Source organism: Cryobacterium sp. Sr8 (assembly GCF_004403225.1).
Classification (GTDB): Bacteria; Actinomycetota; Actinomycetes; order Actinomycetales; family Microbacteriaceae; genus Cryobacterium; species Cryobacterium psychrotolerans.
In genome coordinates, this window is record NZ_SOHO01000011.1 from 1 (window position 1) to 20,257 (window position 20,257).

A 20,257-nucleotide genomic window follows, 5' to 3' on the forward strand; every position below is an offset into this window, starting at 1 on the left:
AACGTGTTGCCCTGGCAGACCTCGCCCGGGCCGCCGGAGCCCGCTGGGCCATCGAGGAGAGCTTCCAGACCAGCAAAGGCCAAACAGGCCTGGATCATTACCAGGTGCGGCAATACACCGGCTGGTATCGGCATATCACCCTCTCGATGCTCGCCCACGCGTTCCTGACCGTGACCCGGTCAAAAAAGGGGGCCAACATCCAGACGACAGCGACCTCATCACCCTGAGCCTGCCCGAAATCAGGCACCTCCTCGTCTGCCTGGTCTTCACCCAGCCAGCGAACCCCGAACGCGTCCTGAGCCGCTCACGCTGACGACGCCGACATCAACAAACCGCGAAACGACATCACTATCGAACCCGCGGACACACCCCATAAACNATAAACGCGACTGTAGTACTAGGGCGCACTCCCGACGGCGCCTGGCCCTACCGCGCCCTCTTCGGGAGGATTATTCTGAAGATTTCAGGCCGTCCACGCCCGGTGGGCCGCGTGCCCGGAGCTCCTGCCAATCGGCCCTTCCAGAGTCAAAAGAGGAAGTCATGTCAGACACGATGTCCGCGTTGCAGGTCAAGTCCTTCGATGCTCCCGATGAGCGTCGCGCGCCGGAGAAGACCAACCTGGACCTCAACCATCTCGGTGAGTACACGATCGGCCGGATGACGATGGAGCCCGGGTGGGCCTGGTCGGAGTGCATCAAGCCGGTCGTGCACACCGATTCCTGCCGGCTCCTGCATGTCGGCTACTGCGTCGCGGGGACCCTTGAAACGGTGCTGGATGACGGCACCCGAGCCACCATCAAGGCCGGTGACTCTTACTTGATCCCGCCGGGCCATGACGCCCATGTCGTGGGCGATGAGGCGTTCGTCGGGATCGAGTTCGCCAGCGCCGCGCAGTACGGAGTCCCGGCCCGGTAGCCGGGACCGCTCGCGCGGATGCCGCGGCCGCGGCATCCGGGCGCTTTGTGCGGGCGGGGTCAGAATGGGCGCATGCCCTTCGTCCTGCACGTCGTCCGCTCGGCGATTGCGCCGTTCACCCACACGCGACTTTTCCGCCTCGTTGCGCCGCGAGCGATGCCCCCGATCGAACGGCTGCTGAAGCGCCTGAGCCGGGGCCGGGTGCAACTCAGCGGAATGCTCGTGCCGTCGCTGGTACTCCACTCGACCGGCGCGAAGACCGGTCTCGCGCGCGACACGGTGCTCATGTACACCCCCGACGGGCACGGGCGCGCGATCGTGGCGGGGACGAGCTTCGCCAGGGGGCGACATCCGGCGTGGACCTACAATCTCCTGGCGCACCCGGATGCGGCCATCAGCGTGCGCGGCCGGCTCCTGCCAGTGCGGGCCACGCTGATCGACGACGCCGATCGGGACGAGACGTGGCGCCGGATCGAGGGGCAGTGGCCGGGCTACCGTGACTACGAGCGGGAGTCGGGCCGGGTCGTGCGCCTGTTCCGGCTCCGGCCGGTGCGGGAGCGCCCGGGCACAGGCAAGGCATAGCCAGAGCCGTGTTTGAGCGGTAAAACTACCTCATGACGACGTCGCCGTTGGTGCTCGGGCCCATGCTGCGGTACGTCGACGACGTGTCCGCGAGCATCTGGTGCGAGACGCGGGAGTCGGCAACGGTCGTCGTCAACGCGGGGAACCGGTCCTGGGCGGCGCGCACGTTCGCCGTGCACGGGCACCACTACGCCCTGGTCGAGGTCAACGGCCTGGCACCGGGCACCGTCACGCCCTACACGGTGCAGGTGGCGGGGGCGGATGCCTGGCCCGCGGCCGGCACGGTGTTTCCGGCATCCGTCATTGCCACCCTGAGAGAGGGCCGGCCGCTGCGGATGTCCTTCGGGTCCTGCCGCACCAGCGTGCCGCATGACGAGGGCGGCAACCGCACGCACGGCGTCGATGCCCTGAGGGCGTATGCGCTGCAGATGGCCTCGAACGACGGATCCCTGTCCTGGCCGGATCTGGTGCTCTTCCTCGGCGACCAGGTGTACGCCGACCTGACCAGCGAGGCCATGCAGGAATTCATCCGCGCCAGGCGCGACATCAGCGAGCCGCCGGGCAAGGAGCTCGCGGATTACGAGGAATACGCGCACCTCTACAACCTGGCCTGGTCGGACGAGGCGAACCGGTGGCTCCTCAGCACCGTGCCCACCGCGATGATCTTCGATGACCACGATGTGCGCGACGACTGGAACGCCTCGCTCAGTTGGAAGCGCACCATGGAGGAGACATTTTGGTGGCACGGACGGATCGTGGCCGGCCTGGCCTCGTACTGGGTTTACCAGCACCTCGGCAACCTCTCGCCCCGGCAGCGAGCCGACGACGCGATCTGGCGGCGGATCGCGGCGCATGAGGGCGAGGCCGAGCTGGACCTGAGTTCCGTGCTCGACGAGTTCGCCGAGCGATGCGACCGGGAGCCGACCGTCTACCGCTGGAGCTTCTGCCGGGACTTCGGTGAGGTTCGCCTGATCGCCGTCGATTCCCGGGCGGCGCGCGAGCTCGCGCCGGAGCGGCGAGCGTTGCTCGATGAGGAGGAGACTGCCTGGCTGGACAGTCGGATGCGCGGTGGATTCCGCCACCTCCTGATCGGGACGTCGCTGCCGTTCCTGCTCCCGACCGGGCTGCACCACATGGAGTCCTGGAACGAGGCGATTTCCGAGGGCGCCTGGGGGAGGGTTGTCGCGGGCGTCGGCGAACGGCTCCGCCAGGCGCTGGACCTCGAGCACTGGGGGGCCTTCCAGAAGAGCTTCCGCCGGGTGGCGGCGATGGCCGAGGAAGTCGCCGACGGCAAACGAGGCCGCGCCCCGGAGACCGTCACCTTCCTCTCCGGGGACGTGCACTACTCCTACGTTGCCGAGGTGCAGAGGGCGTCGGGAAGCCGCATCATCCAGGCCGTGTGCTCGCCGATCCGCAACCCGCTGCCCGTGGCCATGCGATCCTTCTCCGCCGTGCTCTCCTATGGGATCGCAACCCGGCTGAGCGCCTTGCTGGCCCGCTCGGCCGGGGTCGCCGATCCGCCGTTCCACTGGGCGGGAATGAAGGGGCCCTGGTTCGAAAACTGCCTGGCGACCCTTGCCGACACTCCCGAAGGTCTGAAAGTGTGGTGGGTGTCCGGCGTCGTGCACGACGGTGACCAGCTGCATCCGCGGGTGGAAGAACTCGCCGCGCTCACCGTGGCGCCTCGGCGCCGAGGCTCCGCGTGACCCAAGAAGAGAAGGAAGCTCCAGATGGCATTCATCACCGTTGGGCAGGAAAACAGCACCGAGATCGAGCTCTACTACGAGGACCACGGCACCGGCCAGGCGGTCGTGCTCATCCACGGGTACCCGCTGGACGGCCATTCCTGGGAGAGGCAGTCGAGGGCGCTCCTCGAGGCGGGGTACCGGGTGATCACCTACGATCGGCGTGGATTCGGCGCGTCCAGCCAGCCCACCGTCGGCTATGACTACGACACCTTCGCGGCCGACCTGAACACCCTGTTGACGACGCTCGACCTCCGTGACGTCGTGCTGGTGGGGTTCTCCATGGGCACGGGGGAGCTGGCCCGCTATGTGAGCACCTACGGCGCGGAACGCGTCGCGAAGCTCGCCTTCCTCGCCTCGCTGGAGCCGTTCCTGCTCCTGACCGATGACAACCCGTCCGGTGTGCCGCAGGAGGTCTTCGACGGCATCGCCGCCGCGGCGAAGGGCGACCGCTACGCCTGGTTCACGGACTTCTTCCAGAACTTCTACAACCTCGACGAGAACCTCGGCAGCCGGATCAGTGAGGAAGCCGTCCGCGGCAGCTGGAGCGTTGCTGCGACAAGTGCGGCCATCGCCGCCTACGCCGTTGTGCCTACCTGGTACGAGGACTTCCGTCCCGACCTCGCGAAGATCCGCGAAGTGAACCTGCCCACCCTCATCGCGCACGGCGACAGCGACCGAATCCTGCCCATCGACTCCACGGGGCGCCCGTTCCACGCGGCCCTCCCGGACGCCGAGTACGCGGAGATCGCCGGAGCCCCGCACGGGATGCTGTGGACCCACGCGGACGAGGTAAACAGCCTGCTGCTGGCCTTCCTGGCCCGGTAGCCGCCGGCCAGTCCTCGCGACCGACGCGGCACTTTGGGGGCCGCGGAATGACACGGCCGGGAGGCGGTGCTCGGCTAGTGCCGGGAGCTATGAAGTCATTTGCGTGCTGAGATGTCGTGCCCGGTTGTGAAGCTCGCTGGGTGTGCACCACCGAGGACGAGATCATGTTCCAGGTCGCAGCGCATGCTGCCTCGACTCACGGCCTGGTCGAGGTGTCATCGACGATGGCCCAGGCCGGGCGGGCGGCAATCGCACCGGTCGTCTAGTGTCGGCGGGGCATCCGGACGCCGGCGTGGGATCCGCCCGGCCCGACTGGGCCGAGATGCTGGCTGCTGCCTGCCGCGGTGAGGGCATCTCGACGCTCTACCAGCCGATCGTCGACACGGCTCGGGGCTCGGTCGTCGGCTACGAGGCCCTGACCCGGTTCTCCGGCTACTCCGAGCGCAACCCCGAGACCTGGTTCCGGGCGGCTCGGACGCACGGTATAGCCGAAGACCTGGAAGTCATGGCCCTGCGCACCGCGTTGCGGGCCCGCCCGACGATGCCGACGAACTGCTTCCTCACGGTCAACGTGTCGCCGGATCTGCTGCCCCGTGAGAGTGTGCGCAGCGTCTGGCGCGACGAGGGTGACCTGGGCGGACTCATCGTCGAGCTGACCGAGCAGGCGCCGATCGAGTCGTACCTGGCCCTCGAACCCGACCTCGACCTCCTGCGCTCAGCCGGCGCCCTGATCGCTGTCGACGACGCCGGCGCCGGATACGCCGGGCTGCGACACCTGCTCTCCCTCCGGCCCTCGCTGATCAAGCTGGACCGCGCGATCGTGGAGGACATCGACCGGGACGAGGCCAAGCGCGCCCTCGTCGAGATGCTGGGAACGTTCGCCGGCCGCGTCGACGCGTGGCTGCTGGCCGAAGGAGTCGAGCGGCTCGAGGAACTCGACGCGTTGGTCGCGCTCGGCATTCCCCTCGTGCAGGGATACTGCCTGGCCAGGCCGGCCCCGGCCTGGGTGGGGATCGACGAGGATGTGGCGATTCGCCTGGCGACGCGGGCGGTGCCGGGCAAGACCCGCGTCATCCGCGACTTCCTCGAGATCGTGCCCACGGCCACGAGCGTGTCCGATGCGTCGGCTGCCTTCGTGGCCGACCCCAAACTCCGCGCCGTCGTGTTGCTCGACGAGCACAGCAGCCCCCTTGCCGTGCTCGAGGCCGACGCGTCGCATCTCGGCGTGGTCAGCCCCGGCCTCCGGGTCAACCTCGAGACCCCGGTGACGGATGCCCTCGGCCGGGCGATGACGCGCGATCCGGGCGTCCGCTTCGAGCCGCTCCTCGCCACCGACAACGCCGGCCGTTTCACCGGCATCGTGCGCCTGGAACGCTTGATCACGGCCCTCGCAGCAGAGGGCCACTGACGGGCGGATCTCCCGGGACATACACTCGAGCCATGAAACGTGCCCTCGCGATCGGCCTGGTGTCGGTGCAGCTCCTGCTGCTCGCGGCGCTCATCTTCCTGCCCCACGGGTCGCTGTGGAGCGTCAACGCCGGCGTCCTCGCCGCCGCGATCGTGCTCGGCCTGGCCGGTGCGATCCTCGCCGTCCTGGGGCTGAGGGGCCTGGGGCCGGCGTTGACGGCCAGTCCGATCCCCAGGGAGCACGCCCTGCTGGTCACCAGCGGTGTGTACGGCCGCATCCGGAATCCGATCTACACGGGGCTGATGACCGGCGGGCTCGGCCTCGCGCTGTTCGGCGCGTCGGTGTGGCACATCCTGGCCTGGCTTGCCCTCGTGCTGCTGCTGGCGGCCAAGACGCGGTGGGAGGAGCGGATGCTCGTGGCCGAGCATCCGGACTATCGCGACTACGGGGCTCGCGTCGGCCGCTTCGTGCCCGGCGCCGGCCGGCTGCGCCCGCCCTCTCGACCTGACCCGCGCGACAGCCGGCGCGACCAGCCAGGCTCGACTCCATGACCCCGGATGCCCTCGTCGAGTTCTGCCTGAGCCTGCCGCAGGCGATCGAAACGTTCCCGTTCGGCGGGGAAACGAGCGTGTTCAAGACGAGCGGTAACGGCAAGATCTTCGCCCTCACCGCCCTGGCCGCGGAGCCGCTCACCGTCTCGCTGAAATGCGATCCGGAGGACAGCCGTGCGCTCCGGGAGGAGTTCCCCGGGCAGATCACGCCCGGCTACCACCTCAACAAGAAGCACTGGATCACGATCGTGCTGGGCGGCGAGGGCGAGGGCGCGCCCCCGGACGAGCTGGTCGAGCAACTACTGCGCGAGAGCCACGCACTCGTGCGGCCGAAGCCACCTCGGGGCTGAGTCGCCTCGGGCACTGAGTCGCGGACAAAGTACCTTCGTTTCGGAATTGAGGGTACTTTCTCCGCAACTCACCGTGAACGGCTACCAGGCGTAGTGCTCGGGCGCGGTCTTTCGGCCGGGGAAGATCTCGTCGAGGCGGCCGCGGGCATCCGCGTCGAGGGTGACGTCCAGCGATCGCACGGCAGCGGCCAACTGATCGGTCGTGCGTGGCCCCACGATCGGTGCGGTGACGGCCGGCTGGTGGAGCAGCCAGGCCAGTGCGACGTCGCCGGGCGGGTGGCCGAGTTCCTCGGCGAAGCTCTCGTACGTCTCGATCGCGTCGCGGTGGGTCGCGAGAGCCTCTGCCACCTTGCCTTCCAGGCGTCGCTTGCCCTCGCCTTCCTTGCGGAGGACACCGCCGAGCAGTCCGCCGTTCAACGGCGACCAGGGGATGATGCCGAGCCCGTTGCTCACCGCGGCGGGGATGACCTCCAGCTCGATGTCGCGGGTCAGCAGGTTGTAGATCGACTGCTCACTGACCAGCCCGGTGAAGTTGCGACGCCGGGCCTCCTCCTGGGCGGTGGCAATGTGCCAGCCGGCGAAGTTACTGCTTCCGGCGTAGAGGATCTTGCCCTGCGCGACGGCCGTTTCCATGGCCTGCCAGATCTCATCCCACGGCGTCTCCCGGTCGATGTGGTGGAACTGGTAGACGTCGATGTAGTCGGTCTGGAGCCTGGTCAGGCTGGCGTCGAGGGCCCGGCGGATGTTGAGCGCGGACAGCCTGCCGTCGTTGGGCCAGTCGGTCATCGTTCCGTACAGCTTGGTCGCGAGCACCGTGCGTTCGCGGCGCTGACCACCCTGGGCGAACCAATTGCCGATGATGGTCTCCGTGCCGCCCTTGCCGGCGCTGTCGCCGTAGACGTTGGCCGTGTCGAAGTAGTTGATGCCGTAACCGTGGGCGGCGTCCATGATGGCGTGCGCGTCGGGTTCCGGGGCCCAGCCACCGAAGTTCATGGTGCCGAGGCACAGTCGGGAGACGTTCAGGCCGGAGCGGCCGAGGGATGTGTATTGCATGCTCCCCAGCATGCGCTGCGAGGCCGCCCCGTGTCGAATGGTCAGGGTCTTGCGGTCGGGTTCATCTTCGTGTTCATTGGGGCCTGACACCCGCCACACGGAGTCCCATCGCAAGGAGCCCGCCGTGCACGACAACTCGACCCTCATCCGGGCCCGCATCCGTCGCTTTGTCAGTGAGCGGGTGGCTCCCGCCGTCTACCGCGCGTCCGCACCCCTCGTGGTGTCGGCCTGGGAAGTGCCGGATGAGCCGGTGCCCTTCGCGGAGGCCCGGCGCCAGGCGTTCACGCCGTTCGCGGTGGGGCGAAGGTGGGGGAAGCCGTGGGGCACGACCTGGTTCCACGTCACCGGCACGGTTCCCGAGGAATGGTCCCGATGGGGCGGCCTCGACACCCGCACGGAGCTGCTCGTCGACCTCGGGTTCCTCTCCGGCCAGCCCGGGTTCCAGGCCGAGGGGCTGGTCTTCGACCCGGCGGGGAACATCCTGAAGGCGATCGAGCCCTGCAACAGCTTCGTACCGCTGCCGCTCGGCCCGGGCGGTGTCGTGGACGTGTATGTGGAAGCCGCTTCCAACCCGGATGTCGGCAGCAACTGGAAGTTCCGGCCCACTCCCGTTGGCGACAAGGCCACGGCGGGGACAGCGCCGATCTACCGGCTGCGCCGCATGGATGCTGCCCTGCTCGACACCCGGGTCTGGCAACTCCAACAGGACATCTGGACGTTGTTCGGCCTGATGGAGGAACTCGGCGCCGACCTTCCCCGCACCGCGGACATCCTCCGGGCGCTCGAGACGGTGACCGACCGGATGGACCCGGACGACGTGAGCGGTACGGCAGGCCTCGGCCGCGCCATCCTGGCCCCGGTGCTCGCCCAGCCCGCCTACGCGAGCGCCCATCGGATCGTCGCCGTCGGGCACGCTCACATCGACTCGGCCTGGCTCTGGCCGGTGCGGGAGACCATTCGCAAGTGCGCCCGCACCTTCTCGAACGTGCTTGCGCTCATGGACGAGAACCCGGAATTCATTTTCGCGTGTTCCTCCGCGCAGCAGTACGCCTGGATGAAGGAGCACTACCCCCAGCTATTCGAGCGCATCCGCGAGCGGGTGATCGAGGGCCGATTCGTGCCGGTCGGCGGCATGTGGGTGGAATCGGACACGAACATGCCCGGCGGCGAGGCGCTCGCCCGCCAGCTGATCGCCGGCAAGGCGTTCTTCCTGCGCGAGTTCGGCATCGAACCGCTGGAGGTGTGGCTGCCGGACTCGTTCGGGTACACGGCAGCATTCCCTCAGATCGTTGCCGCCGCCGGGTCGCAGTACTTCCTGACGCAGAAGATCAGCTGGAACGAAACCGACACGATGCCCCACCACACGTTCTACTGGGAAGGCATCGACGGCACCCGCGTCTTCACCCACTTCCCGCCGGTCGACACGTACAACTCGGTGCTCTCCGGTCAGGACCTTGCCCGGGCGCAACGCCAGTACGCCGAGAAGGGCGCCTCGAACCTGTCTCTGGTGCCGTTCGGCTATGGCGACGGCGGGGGAGGACCGACACGCGAGATGCTCGCGGCCGCCGAGCGAACGAAGTCACTGGAGGGTTCGCCCACCGTGCGGATGGCCACGCCGCGGGCGTTCTTCGAAGAGGCGCAAGCGAGCTACCAGGCCCCGCCGGTGTGGTCCGGCGAGCTCTACCTCGAATTCCACCGCGGCACGTACACCTCGCAGGCCAACACGAAGGCCGGCAACCGGCGGAGCGAGCACCTGCTGCGGGAGGCCGAGCTGTGGGCGACGACGGCGACCCTGCGCACGGGGGCTGTCTACCCCTACGATCGGCTCGAGGCTGCCTGGCGCACCGTGCTGGTGAACCAGTTCCACGACATCCTCCCCGGCAGTTCCATCGCCTGGGTGCACCAGGAGGCCGAGGCCGCGTACGCCGGCGTGCGGGTGGAGCTGGAAGACCTGATTTCCCGGGCGCTCGCCGCATTGAACCGCCAGAATGCCGCGGGCCCGGATGCGCCGGGGTCCATCGGCGCCATGCCGGTCAGCTTCAACGCGTCGCCGTTCCCGGTGTGCGGGGTGGCCGCCCTGTCGGCCGGCCCGCGCGGGACATCCGGGGGAGTTCGCGTCGACGCCCGGGACGGCGGGTTCGTGCTCGAGAACGACGCGATCCGGGTGGCGATCGACGCCCGCGGACTGCTCGTGTCCCTCGTGGACCTCGGGACCGGGAGGGAGGCTGTGCCGGAGGGAAAGCCCGGCAACGTTCTCCAGCTCTTCCGGGACACGCCGACGCAGTGGGACGCGTGGGACATCGACGATCACTACCAGCGCAACGGCGTCGATCTGCTGGAGGCCGACTCGGTGGAGCTGGTGTCGCGGCACGCTGGACACGCGACCGTGCGCGTCAGTCGCCGCTTCGGGTCCTCGACCGTGTCCCAGGAACTGACCCTGGCCGGAGACCAGACCGCGCTCGAGATCGTCACCACGGTGGACTGGCACGAACGGCAGAAGTTCCTGAAGCTGGCCTTTCCGCTGGATGTGCACGCCGACCGGGCAGCCTCCGAAATCCAGTTCGGCCACATTTACCGGCCGACCGATGAGAACACGTCGTGGGATGCGGCCCGCTTCGAGACCTGCGCCCACCGGTGGGTGTTCGTGGGGGAGCCCGGCTTCGGAGTGGCCGTCGCCAACGACTCCACGTACGGCCACGACATCAGCCGGAGCAGCACCGGCGGCGGCACCACGACGACGGTGCGCGAGTCCCTGCTGCGCGCGCCGACGTTCCCCGACCCCGGCGCAGACCAGGGGGTGCACGTGCTGCGCACGTCGATCAGCATGACGCCCGACGTGCTCGGCGCGGCCAAGCAGGGCTACCGCATCAACCTTCCGCTCCGCGACGTGAGCGGAACGTCCGTGACACCCGTCGTGGTGAGCGATTGCGCCTCGATTGTGGTCGAGGCGGTCAAACTGGCGGAGGACAGGTCCGGCGACGTCATCGTGCGACTGTACGAAGCGCGCGGAGCCCGGGCCGAGGGCAGCGTCAGCTTCGGTTTCCCGGCGACGCGGATCGTCGAGACCGACCTGCTGGAGCGGACGGTCGCGCCGGTTGCGGTGAGGGCGGCAGCGGGCGCCGACGTGCGACTCGTGCTCCGCGCCTTCCAGATCGTCACCCTGCGGGTTTCCCGGCTCACCGAAGAATAGGATCCACCTGGCATCCGGCCCAGGCGACGAGCGTCCAGCCCGCCTGCGGCGAGCCGGTCAGCTCCACCACTCCCGTGATGACGAGGTCGTTCGTTCCGGCGAACATCGGCGGCATGTTCTGGGCGCGGGCCGCCGTCCAGACGCGGATCGCCGCCCCGTGGCTGAAGACGGCCGCGGTCCGGGCGTCGGATGCCGCGCTGGCGATGTCGGCGTCGAACCGAGCGAAGAAGGCGTGCCCGTCCAGGGCGCCGGGCATCCTGGCGTCGAGATTGCCGGCGCCCCACGCGAAGACCGTTTCCATGTAGGTGCGAACGGATGCCCGGTCGCTGAGGCCCTCGAGGGCACCGGCTTCGATCTCGTGCAGTCCGTCGGCCACCTGAACCTCGAGGCGCCGGTCGGTCGCCAGCGGCTTCGCGGTGAGCTGCGTGCGCTGCGTGCGCTGGAGCGTCGACGCGAAGATGGCGTCGATCGGTTCCTCGCGAAGGACATCCGGAATCACGGCCGCCTGGCGCGCCCCAAGCTCGGTCAGGCCGGGACCCGGGTGCGCCGTGTCCAGCTGGCCGAGAACGTTGGCTGGAGTCTGGCCGTGGCGGATCAGGAAGAGCCTCATATCCCTTCCAGCATAGGCATCGCCGCGCCGTGCGCTCCCGCAGACCGGCCGGGTGCAGCGGGTTCGTGCGAACGACGTCGAACGTGACGGTTGCCCGCGATGCCCGCGTTTTGGGAGGACATTCACAGAAAAACAGGGGGACACGTGCAGAAACGCTTTGCATACTTGGAACTTCGCCCGCGCGGAGCCCCGCCCGTGGATCGTCTAACAAGAACCGCCTGGCCACCCGAGCACGAGCCGGTTCGCTCTGTGAAAGTCATGCAAAACTCATTTCCTTGGTCTGCCCGAAAGTCCGCCAGCGTCACCGAAACCCGCAAAACCCGCAAAAATCGCATTAAGAACACCCGCCTCCGCCGCACCCGCCGCGGCACCGTGCTGGCCGGCGCCATCATCGCCGTCGGCGCACTCGTCGGAAACGGCCTCGTGCTGCAGCCCGCGCTTGCGGCGCAAAGCGAGAGCATCGCCGCCACGGCGGCCCTCGCGGCAAGCACCGGCTCCCACGCCGAGCAGCTGGATTCCTATGACGGCGTCCTGCGGGCCCACGCCGAGAAGAGCGCCACAGCCACGCTGACCATCGCCAAGAGCGCGATGACCGCGGCGAAGGGCAAGTCGGATGCCACGGCGCTGACCGCGTCCGTCGCCTCACTCGCCTACTTCCCGAAGCTCTACCCTGAGCAGATCTTCGAGCTCGTCGACAACACCAAAGCCGAAACCGCGACGCTGACGGCCGCGACGGCCGTGGTCGACCGCACGACCGCGCAAGAATCCGCTGCCGAAGCGGCCGCGAAAGCCGCCGCAGACGCTGCCGCAGCACAGGCGGCAGCGGCGAAAGCGGCCGAAGCGGTTGCCGCAGCGCCGGCTGCCTCCGCGTCTCGCCCGTCCGCTCCGACCAATCCCAGCGGCGCGCAGGCCATCGCCCGAGACCTGATGGCCTCCAAATATGGCTGGGGTGCCGACCAGTTCGGCTGCCTCGTGCCTCTCTGGGACAGGGAGTCCGGCTGGGATGTGAATGCCTATAACTCCTCGAGCGGAGCCACGGGTATCCCGCAGGCGCTGCCGGGCAGCAAGATGGCCACCGCCGGCTCCGACTGGCAGACCAGCGCCGCCACGCAGATCACCTGGGGCCTGGGATACATCGCGGACCGCTACGGCACACCCTGTGCCGCCTGGGACCACTCCGAGTCGGTGGGCTGGTACTAACCGGACTGCCCGGCCCGCGTGATGGCGGGTCGGGTGTTCGCGGGCCTGTTCAGGTTCGGCCTCGGCCGCGGCGGGCGACCGCGTCGATCGTCACCGCGGCGACGAGCACCAGGGCGGTGACCACGTACTTGGCCGGCGCGCTGTAGCCCTGCAGGCCCATGCCGTTGTCGATCGCCGCGATCACCAGCCCGCCCAGCACGCCGTGCAGCACCTTGCCTCGCCCCCCAAAGAGGCTGGTGCCGCCGATGACGGCTGCCGCCACCGCGTAGAGCACCAGCGTGCCGCCGTCGTACGAGGTTGACACCGAGCGCAGCCGGGACGCATAAACGATGCCGGCGATACCGGCGGTGAACGAGGCGAGCATGAAGGCGAGTGTGCGGATGCGTGCCAGGTTCACTCCGCCGCGACGAGCGGCCTCGGCATTGCCGCCGATGGCGTAGACGTAGCGGCCGAACCGGGTGCGGCCGAGCAGCAGCGTCCAGGCCGCGAGCACACCGAGGACCACGAGCAGCACCCAGGGAACGCCGCGAATTTCGACCAGCGTGCCGCGGTTGGTGTTGCAGAGCAGCACGATGGCCACACCGGCGGCGAGCGCGGCCGCGATCTTCAGGGCGCTGACGCTGGCCGGCGGTGCGACCAGTCCGCTCTTCCGCCGGCGGGCGTCGCGCAGCCAGGTCCATGCGCTGAACACACCGGCGATGACGAGCATCACGATCCAGCTGGTGAGCGGGCTGAGGTTGCCGCTGGCGATGTTGTTGATGACGTCGTCGTTGATGGTCACGACGCCGCCGCTGCCCAGGATCATCAGCATCACGCCCAGCCAGCCGAGCTGCCCGGCGAGCGTCACGACGAACGACGGCAGCCCGAGCCGGGTGATGATCGTTCCGTGCAGCACCCCGATCGCGGCGCAGGTGAGCAAACCGGCGGCGATCGCCGCCCACCACGGCCAGCCCATCGACTCTCGAAGCAGTTCGGCCATGATAACGCCGCCCACCCCGCCGACATAGCCGATGGACAGGTCGATCTCGCCGAGCAGCAGCACGAAGACCTGGCCCATCGCCAGCAGCATGAACACGGAGCCCTGGATGAGCAGGTTCACCATGTTGCCGGGGGTCAGGAAGTTCGGGTTGAGGGACTGGAACAGGATGGAGATGAGCAGCAGGCCCCCGAGTACCGGCAGCACACCGCTTTCGCCGCCGCGAACCCGGGACATTGCCCCACGGACGTATTCGGGCAAGGACGTGGCGATATTCGGATTCAGGGCGAGCGCGGTCTTGTGACCGGCCGCAGTGGCTGCTGCGGTCGTGGGCTCCTCCCGGGGAAGGCCGACGGCCGCCGGAGCCGTCTTCGACGGGGCCGGTATCGAATGCTCCGGTTGCGCGCGCGGTGCGGCTGCCGGCCGGACCCGGTCCGACGCGCCTGTGGTCATCAGGTCGACCACGATCTGCCGGTCGAGTTGCGCAGCGGGCTGGACCTCAACCAGCCGACCGAGGCGGAGCACGGCGATGCGATCGGCGACCCGGAAGACGTCGTTCATGTTGTGTGAGATGACGATGACGGCGAGGCCACGGTCGGCGAGCTGGCGAATCAGGGTGAGCACGACCTCGGTCTGGGCGACGCCGAGAGCAGCGGTCGGCTCGTCCATGATGACGAGCTTCGAGTTCCACAGCACCGACTTCGCGATCGCCACGGACTGGCGCTGCCCACCCGAGAGAGACGCGACGGGCTGCCTGATCGACCGGACGCTCGTCACGGCCAGGCTGCTGAGGGTCTCGCGGGCCGCGATCTCCATGCTCTCCTCATCGAGCAGAAAGTGTCGCCGGCGCTCTCGGCCGAGGAACATGTTCTGCACGATGTCGAGGTTGTCGCACAGGGCCAGATCCTGGTACACCGTCTCGATGCCCAGTTCGGCGGCCTCGTGCGGCGAGCTCAACCGCACGGTCTTGCCCTCCCAGAGGAGCTCGCCGTCATCGGGAGCGTAGATGCCGGCGATGCACTTGATCAGCACCGACTTGCCCGCGCCGTTGTCGCCGGCAATCGCGGTCACCAGCCCGGCCGGCACCTCAAAGGTGACGTCGGCCAGCGCCTGCACCGGCCCGAAGTTCTTGTCGATGCTCGCGAGGCGCAGCAGCGGGCCGGAGCCCGGTGGGTCGGGTTCCGCCGAGGGCGACTGCAGGTCAGCAATCACGATTGTCCTCTGGTGAGCAGTTCGTGTGGCGAGCAGTTCGTGCCGGTGGCCCGGCCGCTCCCGGGTCAGGGCCGGGGGCGGCCGGGTTCACCGGTGGGTGCTATTTGATACCGGCCTCCGTGCACGCATCCTTCACCTGTGCGATGCACAGGTCAGACACGCTCACTGCTCCGTCCTTGACAACGGTGTCGGCCATGTTCTCGGCGGTGACCCAGACCGGGGTCAGAAGCACCGAGGACACGTCGGTCCCCGCTGTGTCGTCCCTTGTGGTGCCGTTCACCAGGCCCTCAGGCACTTCCTTGCCCGCCCGCAGGTAGATCGCGGCGGCCGCGGCGGCCTGCGCCTCCAGATAGATCGGCTTGTACACCGTGCCGCACTGGTAGCCCTTGAGGATGTTCTGCAGACCGGACAGGGACGCATCCTGCCCCGTGGTCGGGAACGTCTTCGCGGGGATCTTCTTGCTCTGCAGGTAGGCGATCACCGCGTTGGCGTTGTCGTCATTGGGTGTGACGACCGCGTTGATCTTCGGGTTGGCGGTGTACTGCTGGGCGAACGTGGTCTGCGCCACTGACGGCGTCCAGGTGCCGGCGGGCTCGCCGGCCTTGACGTAGTCGCCGCTGTCGAACTTGGGCTTCAGTACGCCGTTGTAACCCTCGGCGAACAGCTTCGCGTTGTTATCGGTCGGGTCGCCGTTCATGATCAGGATGTTCGGCTTCGCAACCTTCCAGTCTTCAATGCAGCTCACCTCGCCCTCACCGATCAACTGGCCGACCTTGACGTTGTCGAAGCTGACATAGATGCGGTCCTCTGCGCCGCCCTTGACGAGGCGGTCGTAGTCGATCACCTTGACGCCGCGGGCCGTGGCGGCAGCCTCGATGGCTGCGCCCGAACCGGAGTCGAGCGCGTCGACGAGCAGAACGGATGCCCCGGCCGTGATGTCGGCTTCGGCCTGCGTCTGCATCGTGCTCGCGCTGCCCTGCGCATTGTCGATCTTGAACTGGGTGGAGTCCAGCCCCGCGGCTTCAAACGCCTGCTTCAGGTAGGGGGCGTCGAACGTCACGTACCGCGCCGAGGTCGTCGTGTCGGGCAGCAGCACGCCGATCAGGCCCTTGCCCTCTGAGGCAAGCCCCTTGAGCTCTTCCATGGCCGAGAAGTCGGGTGTGAACGACTCCGCGTTCAACTCCGGAACGTCGCCCCCGCCGCCCGTGTCGCTCGGGCCGGGCGACGTGCTCGGCGTTGTACACGCGGCCAGCGCCACGATGCCGAGGACTGCAACGAAGGTGGTTCCGACGCCTCGTGCTGTGATCTTCTTACGTTTCAACATCATCTTTCCTTCCTCTGGTTGCGATTGCAGGGGGATCGAAAGGACGGCGTGTGCACACAGGATCCACGGACGCGAACACGTCAGGAACCTGGCAGCTGGCTACTGAGGCCGGTGACTCGGCATCACGAGGTCCTTTCCCGGACACCTCGTCAAGGGACATGTCAGGCAATTCAGGCATGCTCGTCAACGTTGTCCTATGACTCACGGTCTAGACCCGAAGTTCATTGTTCGCAAGGAGATGGCAGGCTACCTCGGCTGGTCGGTCGCCAGGTCCGTGCCTGGTTCGCTGGTGAAGCTGCGTCCGGTGGGTGAGGTCCATTCGAGCCGTCCGTCGCCCAGGTGCTTCAGACGCCACCCGGTCTCGCTCTTAAGTGAGTGGCAACCGGGGCAGAGGTGGGCGAGGTTGTCGTGGGCCGTTCTGCCCTGGAACTGCCAGTCGAGCGAATGGTCGAGATCGGAGTGGGCGGCGGCCCGGTTGCAGCCGGGGAATCTACAGGTTTCGTCTCGGATGCGGAGCCAGCGTTTGAGATCTTTCGGGACCTTGTAGCTTGTGCGGCCGACCGAGAGCACCACCCCCGTTTCCGGATGGACGAGCAACCGGGTGAAGCTCGGTGCTCCCGCGGCCAGTCGCCGTGCCGTGTCCGGATCGATCGGACCGTAGCCCTCGAGGTGGCCGGCCTCCTCTGAGCGGCCCATCAGGGTCAGGACCGGGACGGTCACGTTGACCGTGGCGCGGATCCCCTTGCCGAGACCGGAGGGGGTGACCCCGTCGATCAGGAGGTCGGTGAGGACATCCGTTCGCAGCTGGGTGAGCGTGCGGGGTTCGTCGGGCCCCTGCAAGCTCAGGGCCGCGGTGGTGACCCGGTCGTACGCGGACTGTACCCGGTCGACGCTGTCGTAGAGCACGAGTGAGGCCATCCCGTCCGCTTCGGCCTGGAAGTACGTCGCGCGGTCCGCGACGGATCGCTCGTGCCGGGCGGTGATCGTCTCGGGGTGCAGCCGCTCCCGCAGCTTCCGGGCGTTGTACTTGAGCTTGGCCGCGGTGAGCCGCCCCGCGGAGCGCAGCAGCGACGCCTCGAAGGCCGCCTTGGCCTCGTCGGGGACCGTCCAGGCCTGCCCGATCAGGACTTGCGCGTGACGGTAAGTGATCTCTCCGTTCTGTAGTGCTTCGCGGGTGGCCGGCAGGTCTTCGGTGAGGGCGCGGCTTTCGGCAATCAGCGTCTGGGCCGTGCGCTGCGGCACCCGGAGGGTGCATGCCAGTTCGCTGACGAATTCGCGTTCCGCCACTGTGGCGGCGTCCCAGCGCGACCCGGGAACGCGGGGCGCGTCCCCGGCGGTGGCCGCGCCGTAACGGCGGGCCTCGTCGACCAGTTCGGCGCGACGCGCGAACGCCTGCGCGATCTGCCGGTCGGCGGCCGCGATGGCGTCGAAACGCACACCGCGGGCCTCCTGCTGGGCGATCAACGAAGCTGTCATGACAGTCACATTACGGGCAACCACCGACATTATGAGGCCTGTTGCTGAACCAGTGAATAACCAGGTCAAGTGCCTGATGTGGAGAACAGGAAGCTCAGGATTCCGGAGCTCGGTGCGCGTGGCTGGCTACGATGGGCGCACGGCAGGCAACTCGTTCGCTGCGCCGAAGAAGGGGTGGCGGCGATGACCGGACCGGCACAGCCACTCGCCCTGCTCGGGCTCACCGCGACTGAGGCCGAGCGGCGCCTGGCCGCCGACGGCCCGAACGAGTTGCCCACGGCCAGGCCGCGCAACCTGGTGCAGCAGGCCTGGGCGGTGATCCGGCAGCCGATGCTGCTGTTGCTGCTCGGCGCAGGCACGATCAACTTCCTCCTCGCCGAGCCGCTCGACGGCGTCATCCTGATGTCGTTCGTCATCGTCGTGATCTCGATCTCCATCTATCAGGAGCGCAAGACCGAGAACGCTCTCGCGGCGCTGCGAGACCTCTCCTCGCCGCGTGCACTGGTCATCCGCGACGGCGAGCAGACGCGCATTGCCGGGCGCGACGTCGTGCGCGGCGACCTCGTTCTGCTCTCTGAAGGCGACCGGGTTCCCGCCGATGCGGTGCTTTTCGACTGCGTCAACGTCTCCGTCAATGAATCCGCCCTCACCGGCGAATCCGTCCCGGTGCGGAAGACGGCCCTCGGCGCCGACCCGTCGGCCGCGGCGATGGGAGCGCCGGGCGGAGACGCCACCACGTGGGTGTTCTCGGGCACGCTCGTGCTGAAAGGGCGTGCAGTCGCGCAGGTGTTGGGAACGGGGGCGAACACCGAGTTGGGCCGCATCGGCACGGCCCTGCGCACGATCAAAACGGAGCCCACGCCGCTGCAGCGGGAGATCGACCGGCTTGTGCGGGTCATCGCGGTCATCGGGCTCCTCGCCGCGACAGCCGTCGCCGTGATCTACGGTCTTACCCGGGGCGACTGGCTCGAAGGGCTGCTGGCCGGCATCGCGACGGCCATGGCGATGCTTCCCGAGGAGTTCCCGGTCGTGCTCACGATCTTCCTGGCCGTCGGCGCCTGGCGCATGTCGAAGAAGCATGTGCTCACCCGCCGATCGGCCGTGATCGAGACCCTCGGTTCGGCGACGGTCATCTGCGTCGACAAGACCGGCACGCTCACCATGAACACCATGACCGTGCGCGAGCTGATCGTGGACGGGGCGGCTTACCGGCTTGACGGACCGATCCTTCCCGAGCGCTTCCACACCCTCGTGGAGTTCGCCCAGCTCGCCTCGCCGATCGACCCCTTCGACCCGATGGATCGGGCCTTCCAGGACCTGGCCGAAACCGTGCTCGTCGACACCCCGCACACCCACGCGGGCTGGGACCTGGTGCGGGAATACCCGCTGACCGAGAACCTCCTGGCGCTCTCCCACGTGTGGCGGGCGCCCGGCGGCACCGATGCCGGGCAAACCAACGCCGGGCCCACTGAGTACGTGGTCGCGGCGAAGGGCGCTCCCGAGGCCATCGCAGACCTGTGCCACTTCGATGATGAGCGGCTGGCCGCGCTCCTCGACCAGGTCGAAGCTGCGACGGCCAACGGCCAGCGGGTACTCGCAGTGGCCCGGGCCCGCTTCAGCGGCCCGAGCGAACTCCCCGTGCAGCAGCACGACTTCGAGTTCGAATACCTGGGCCTCGCCGGACTGCACGACCCGGTTCGACCCGGCGTGCCGGAGGCCGTCTCGGAGCTCGCCGCTGCGGGTGTGCGCACCGTGATGATCACGGGGGACTACCCGGGCACGGCGCTGGCGATCGCGCGGGAGATCGGCCTGGACCACGCGCAGGGCTGCATCACCGGGCCGGAGCTGCGGCAGCTGGACGAGGCCGAGCTGGCCCGTCGCATCCGCACAGTCAGCGTGTTCGCCCGGATGGTCCCCGAGCAGAAGCTGCAGCTGATCCGTGCGCTCAAGGCCAACGGAGAGGTCGTCGGGATGACCGGTGACGGGGTGAACGACGCGCCCGCCTTGCGCGCAGCCGACATCGGCATCGCAATGGGCGCCCGGGGCACGGATGTCGCCCGCGAGTCAGCGGCGCTGGTGATCACCGACGACGATTTCGCCTCGATCGCCGGCGGTATCCGCCAGGGCCGCGGCATCTTCGACAATCTGCGCAAGGCGATGTCGTACATCATCGCCGTGCATGTTCCGATCATCGGCATGGCGCTGATTCCGGTGTTCGCCGGCAAGGGCTGGCCTCTGGTGCTCCTGCCGGTGCTGATCGCCTTCCTCGAGCTGATCATCGACCCGGCCTGTTCGGTGGTGTTCGAGGCGGAGCAGGCGGACCCGGCGGTGATGGAGCAGAAACCGCGCGGCCTCGGCGAGCCCATGTTCGGCCGGCGCGTACTCACGATTGCCACCGTGCAGGGCCTGACCTCCCTCCTGGCGGTGTTGGCCGTCTACCTGTGGGCAGTACTCGGGGACCGCCCCGACGACGTCGTGCGCTCGGTCACATTCGCCACCCTCGTGATCGGCAACCTGGCGCTCATCCTGGTGAACCGGTCGTGGACACTGCCCATCTGGCGAACCGTCAGGGAGCGCCGCAACCGGGCGTTGAAGTGGGTCCTGCTGGGAGCCGGTGCGCTCCTGGCGCTGGTGCTGCTCGTTCCGGCGCTCCGGGACGCCTTCAACCTCGGCCCGATCGGGCTCGGGGACTGGGCGGTCGCCCTCGTCGCCGGTTTCGCGGGGGTGGCGTGGTTCGAGGTGTACAAGGCTCGCCGCAGGTCACCTCGTGTTCACTCCCGCGCCACGTGATGGCTGCCCACCGACCCCGGCACGACAGATTGCGCGAATAGCTTCGA

Annotated in this window: 16 protein-coding genes and 1 pseudogene; 12 read left to right on the forward strand and 5 right to left on the reverse strand. The window is 68.3% G+C overall.

What is annotated here, in order from left to right:
• The 9 genes and pseudogenes from E3T54_RS01120 to E3T54_RS01160 all read left to right on the forward strand — a co-directional run.
• A pseudogene (locus E3T54_RS01120) lies at positions 1–227 on the forward strand (hypothetical protein); the annotation flags it as partial.
• A gap of 313 nt (positions 228–540) precedes the next feature.
• Positions 541–915, forward strand: coding sequence for a cupin domain-containing protein (locus tag E3T54_RS01125; RefSeq protein WP_134474204.1), 375 nt, complete (start codon positions 541–543; stop codon positions 913–915).
• Positions 916–987: 72 nt separating this feature from the next.
• Positions 988–1,497 (forward strand): nitroreductase family deazaflavin-dependent oxidoreductase, encoded by a 510-nt coding sequence (locus tag E3T54_RS01130; protein WP_134474205.1) that lies wholly within the window; start codon positions 988–990, stop codon positions 1,495–1,497.
• A gap of 32 nt (positions 1,498–1,529) precedes the next feature.
• Complete coding sequence (locus E3T54_RS01135; RefSeq protein WP_134474206.1) at positions 1,530–3,203, forward strand: alkaline phosphatase D family protein; 1,674 nt, start codon at positions 1,530–1,532, stop codon at positions 3,201–3,203.
• 24 nt (positions 3,204–3,227) lie between these two features.
• Positions 3,228–4,070 (forward strand): alpha/beta fold hydrolase, encoded by an 843-nt coding sequence (locus E3T54_RS01140; protein ID WP_134474207.1) that lies wholly within the window; start codon positions 3,228–3,230, stop codon positions 4,068–4,070.
• A gap of 116 nt (positions 4,071–4,186) precedes the next feature.
• Positions 4,187–4,336: a DUF1059 domain-containing protein gene (locus E3T54_RS01145; RefSeq protein WP_255452800.1), complete on the forward strand. Its 150-nt coding sequence runs from the start codon at positions 4,187–4,189 to the stop codon at positions 4,334–4,336.
• A 26-nt stretch (positions 4,337–4,362) separates the two neighbouring features.
• Positions 4,363–5,478, forward strand: coding sequence for an EAL domain-containing protein (locus E3T54_RS01150; protein ID WP_241976991.1), 1,116 nt, complete (start codon positions 4,363–4,365; stop codon positions 5,476–5,478).
• Positions 5,479–5,510: 32 nt separating this feature from the next.
• Complete coding sequence (locus E3T54_RS01155; RefSeq protein ID WP_134474208.1) at positions 5,511–6,029, forward strand: isoprenylcysteine carboxylmethyltransferase family protein; 519 nt, start codon at positions 5,511–5,513, stop codon at positions 6,027–6,029.
• Complete coding sequence (locus tag E3T54_RS01160) at positions 6,026–6,379, forward strand: MmcQ/YjbR family DNA-binding protein (protein ID WP_134474209.1); 354 nt, start codon at positions 6,026–6,028, stop codon at positions 6,377–6,379. Before E3T54_RS01155 ends, E3T54_RS01160 begins: the two co-directional genes overlap by 4 nt.
• 81 nt (positions 6,380–6,460) lie before the next feature.
• Here the strand turns inward: E3T54_RS01160 and E3T54_RS01165 are convergent, their stop codons facing one another.
• Positions 6,461–7,432, reverse strand: a complete 972-nt coding sequence (locus E3T54_RS01165) for an aldo/keto reductase (RefSeq protein ID WP_134474210.1) — start codon at positions 7,430–7,432, stop codon at positions 6,461–6,463.
• A gap of 124 nt (positions 7,433–7,556) precedes the next feature.
• On the opposite strand from E3T54_RS01165, the gene E3T54_RS01170 reads away from it, so the two are divergent.
• Complete coding sequence (locus E3T54_RS01170) at positions 7,557–10,622, forward strand: glycoside hydrolase family 38 C-terminal domain-containing protein (RefSeq protein WP_241976992.1); 3,066 nt, start codon at positions 7,557–7,559, stop codon at positions 10,620–10,622.
• Here the strand turns inward: E3T54_RS01170 and E3T54_RS01175 are convergent.
• Entirely contained in the window at positions 10,609–11,232 is a 624-nt protein-coding gene (locus E3T54_RS01175; RefSeq protein ID WP_134474212.1) for a histidine phosphatase family protein, read from the reverse strand. The two genes, E3T54_RS01170 and E3T54_RS01175, sit on opposite strands and share 14 nt — an antisense overlap.
• Before the next feature lie 258 nt (positions 11,233–11,490).
• Between E3T54_RS01175 and E3T54_RS01180 the strand changes: the two genes are divergently transcribed.
• Entirely contained in the window at positions 11,491–12,432 is a 942-nt protein-coding gene (locus tag E3T54_RS01180) for a lytic transglycosylase domain-containing protein (protein ID WP_241976993.1), read from the forward strand.
• Between the two features lie 49 nt (positions 12,433–12,481).
• Here the strand turns inward: E3T54_RS01180 and E3T54_RS17010 are convergent, their stop codons facing one another.
• The 3 genes from E3T54_RS17010 to E3T54_RS01195 all read right to left on the reverse strand — a co-directional run bounded on the left by E3T54_RS17010 (position 12,482) and on the right by E3T54_RS01195 (position 17,420).
• Positions 12,482–14,620, reverse strand: a complete 2,139-nt coding sequence (locus E3T54_RS17010) for an ATP-binding cassette domain-containing protein (RefSeq protein WP_092321358.1) — start codon at positions 14,618–14,620, stop codon at positions 12,482–12,484.
• A 100-nt stretch (positions 14,621–14,720) separates the two neighbouring features.
• The gene (locus E3T54_RS01190; RefSeq protein ID WP_134474213.1) at positions 14,721–15,947 is read right to left on the reverse strand and encodes a sugar ABC transporter substrate-binding protein; all 1,227 of its coding nucleotides are present in this window, start codon (positions 15,945–15,947) and stop codon (positions 14,721–14,723) included.
• Positions 15,948–16,190: 243 nt separating this feature from the next.
• Complete coding sequence (locus E3T54_RS01195) at positions 16,191–17,420, reverse strand: HNH endonuclease signature motif containing protein (protein WP_166804786.1); 1,230 nt, start codon at positions 17,418–17,420, stop codon at positions 16,191–16,193.
• Positions 17,421–17,603: 183 nt separating this feature from the next.
• Here E3T54_RS01195 and E3T54_RS01200 point away from each other — a divergent pair, with 183 nt between their 5' ends.
• On the forward strand, positions 17,604–20,210 hold the full coding sequence (locus E3T54_RS01200) for a cation-translocating P-type ATPase (RefSeq protein ID WP_134474215.1): 2,607 nt from the start codon (positions 17,604–17,606) through the stop codon (positions 20,208–20,210).
• Positions 20,211–20,257 lie beyond the last annotated feature (47 nt).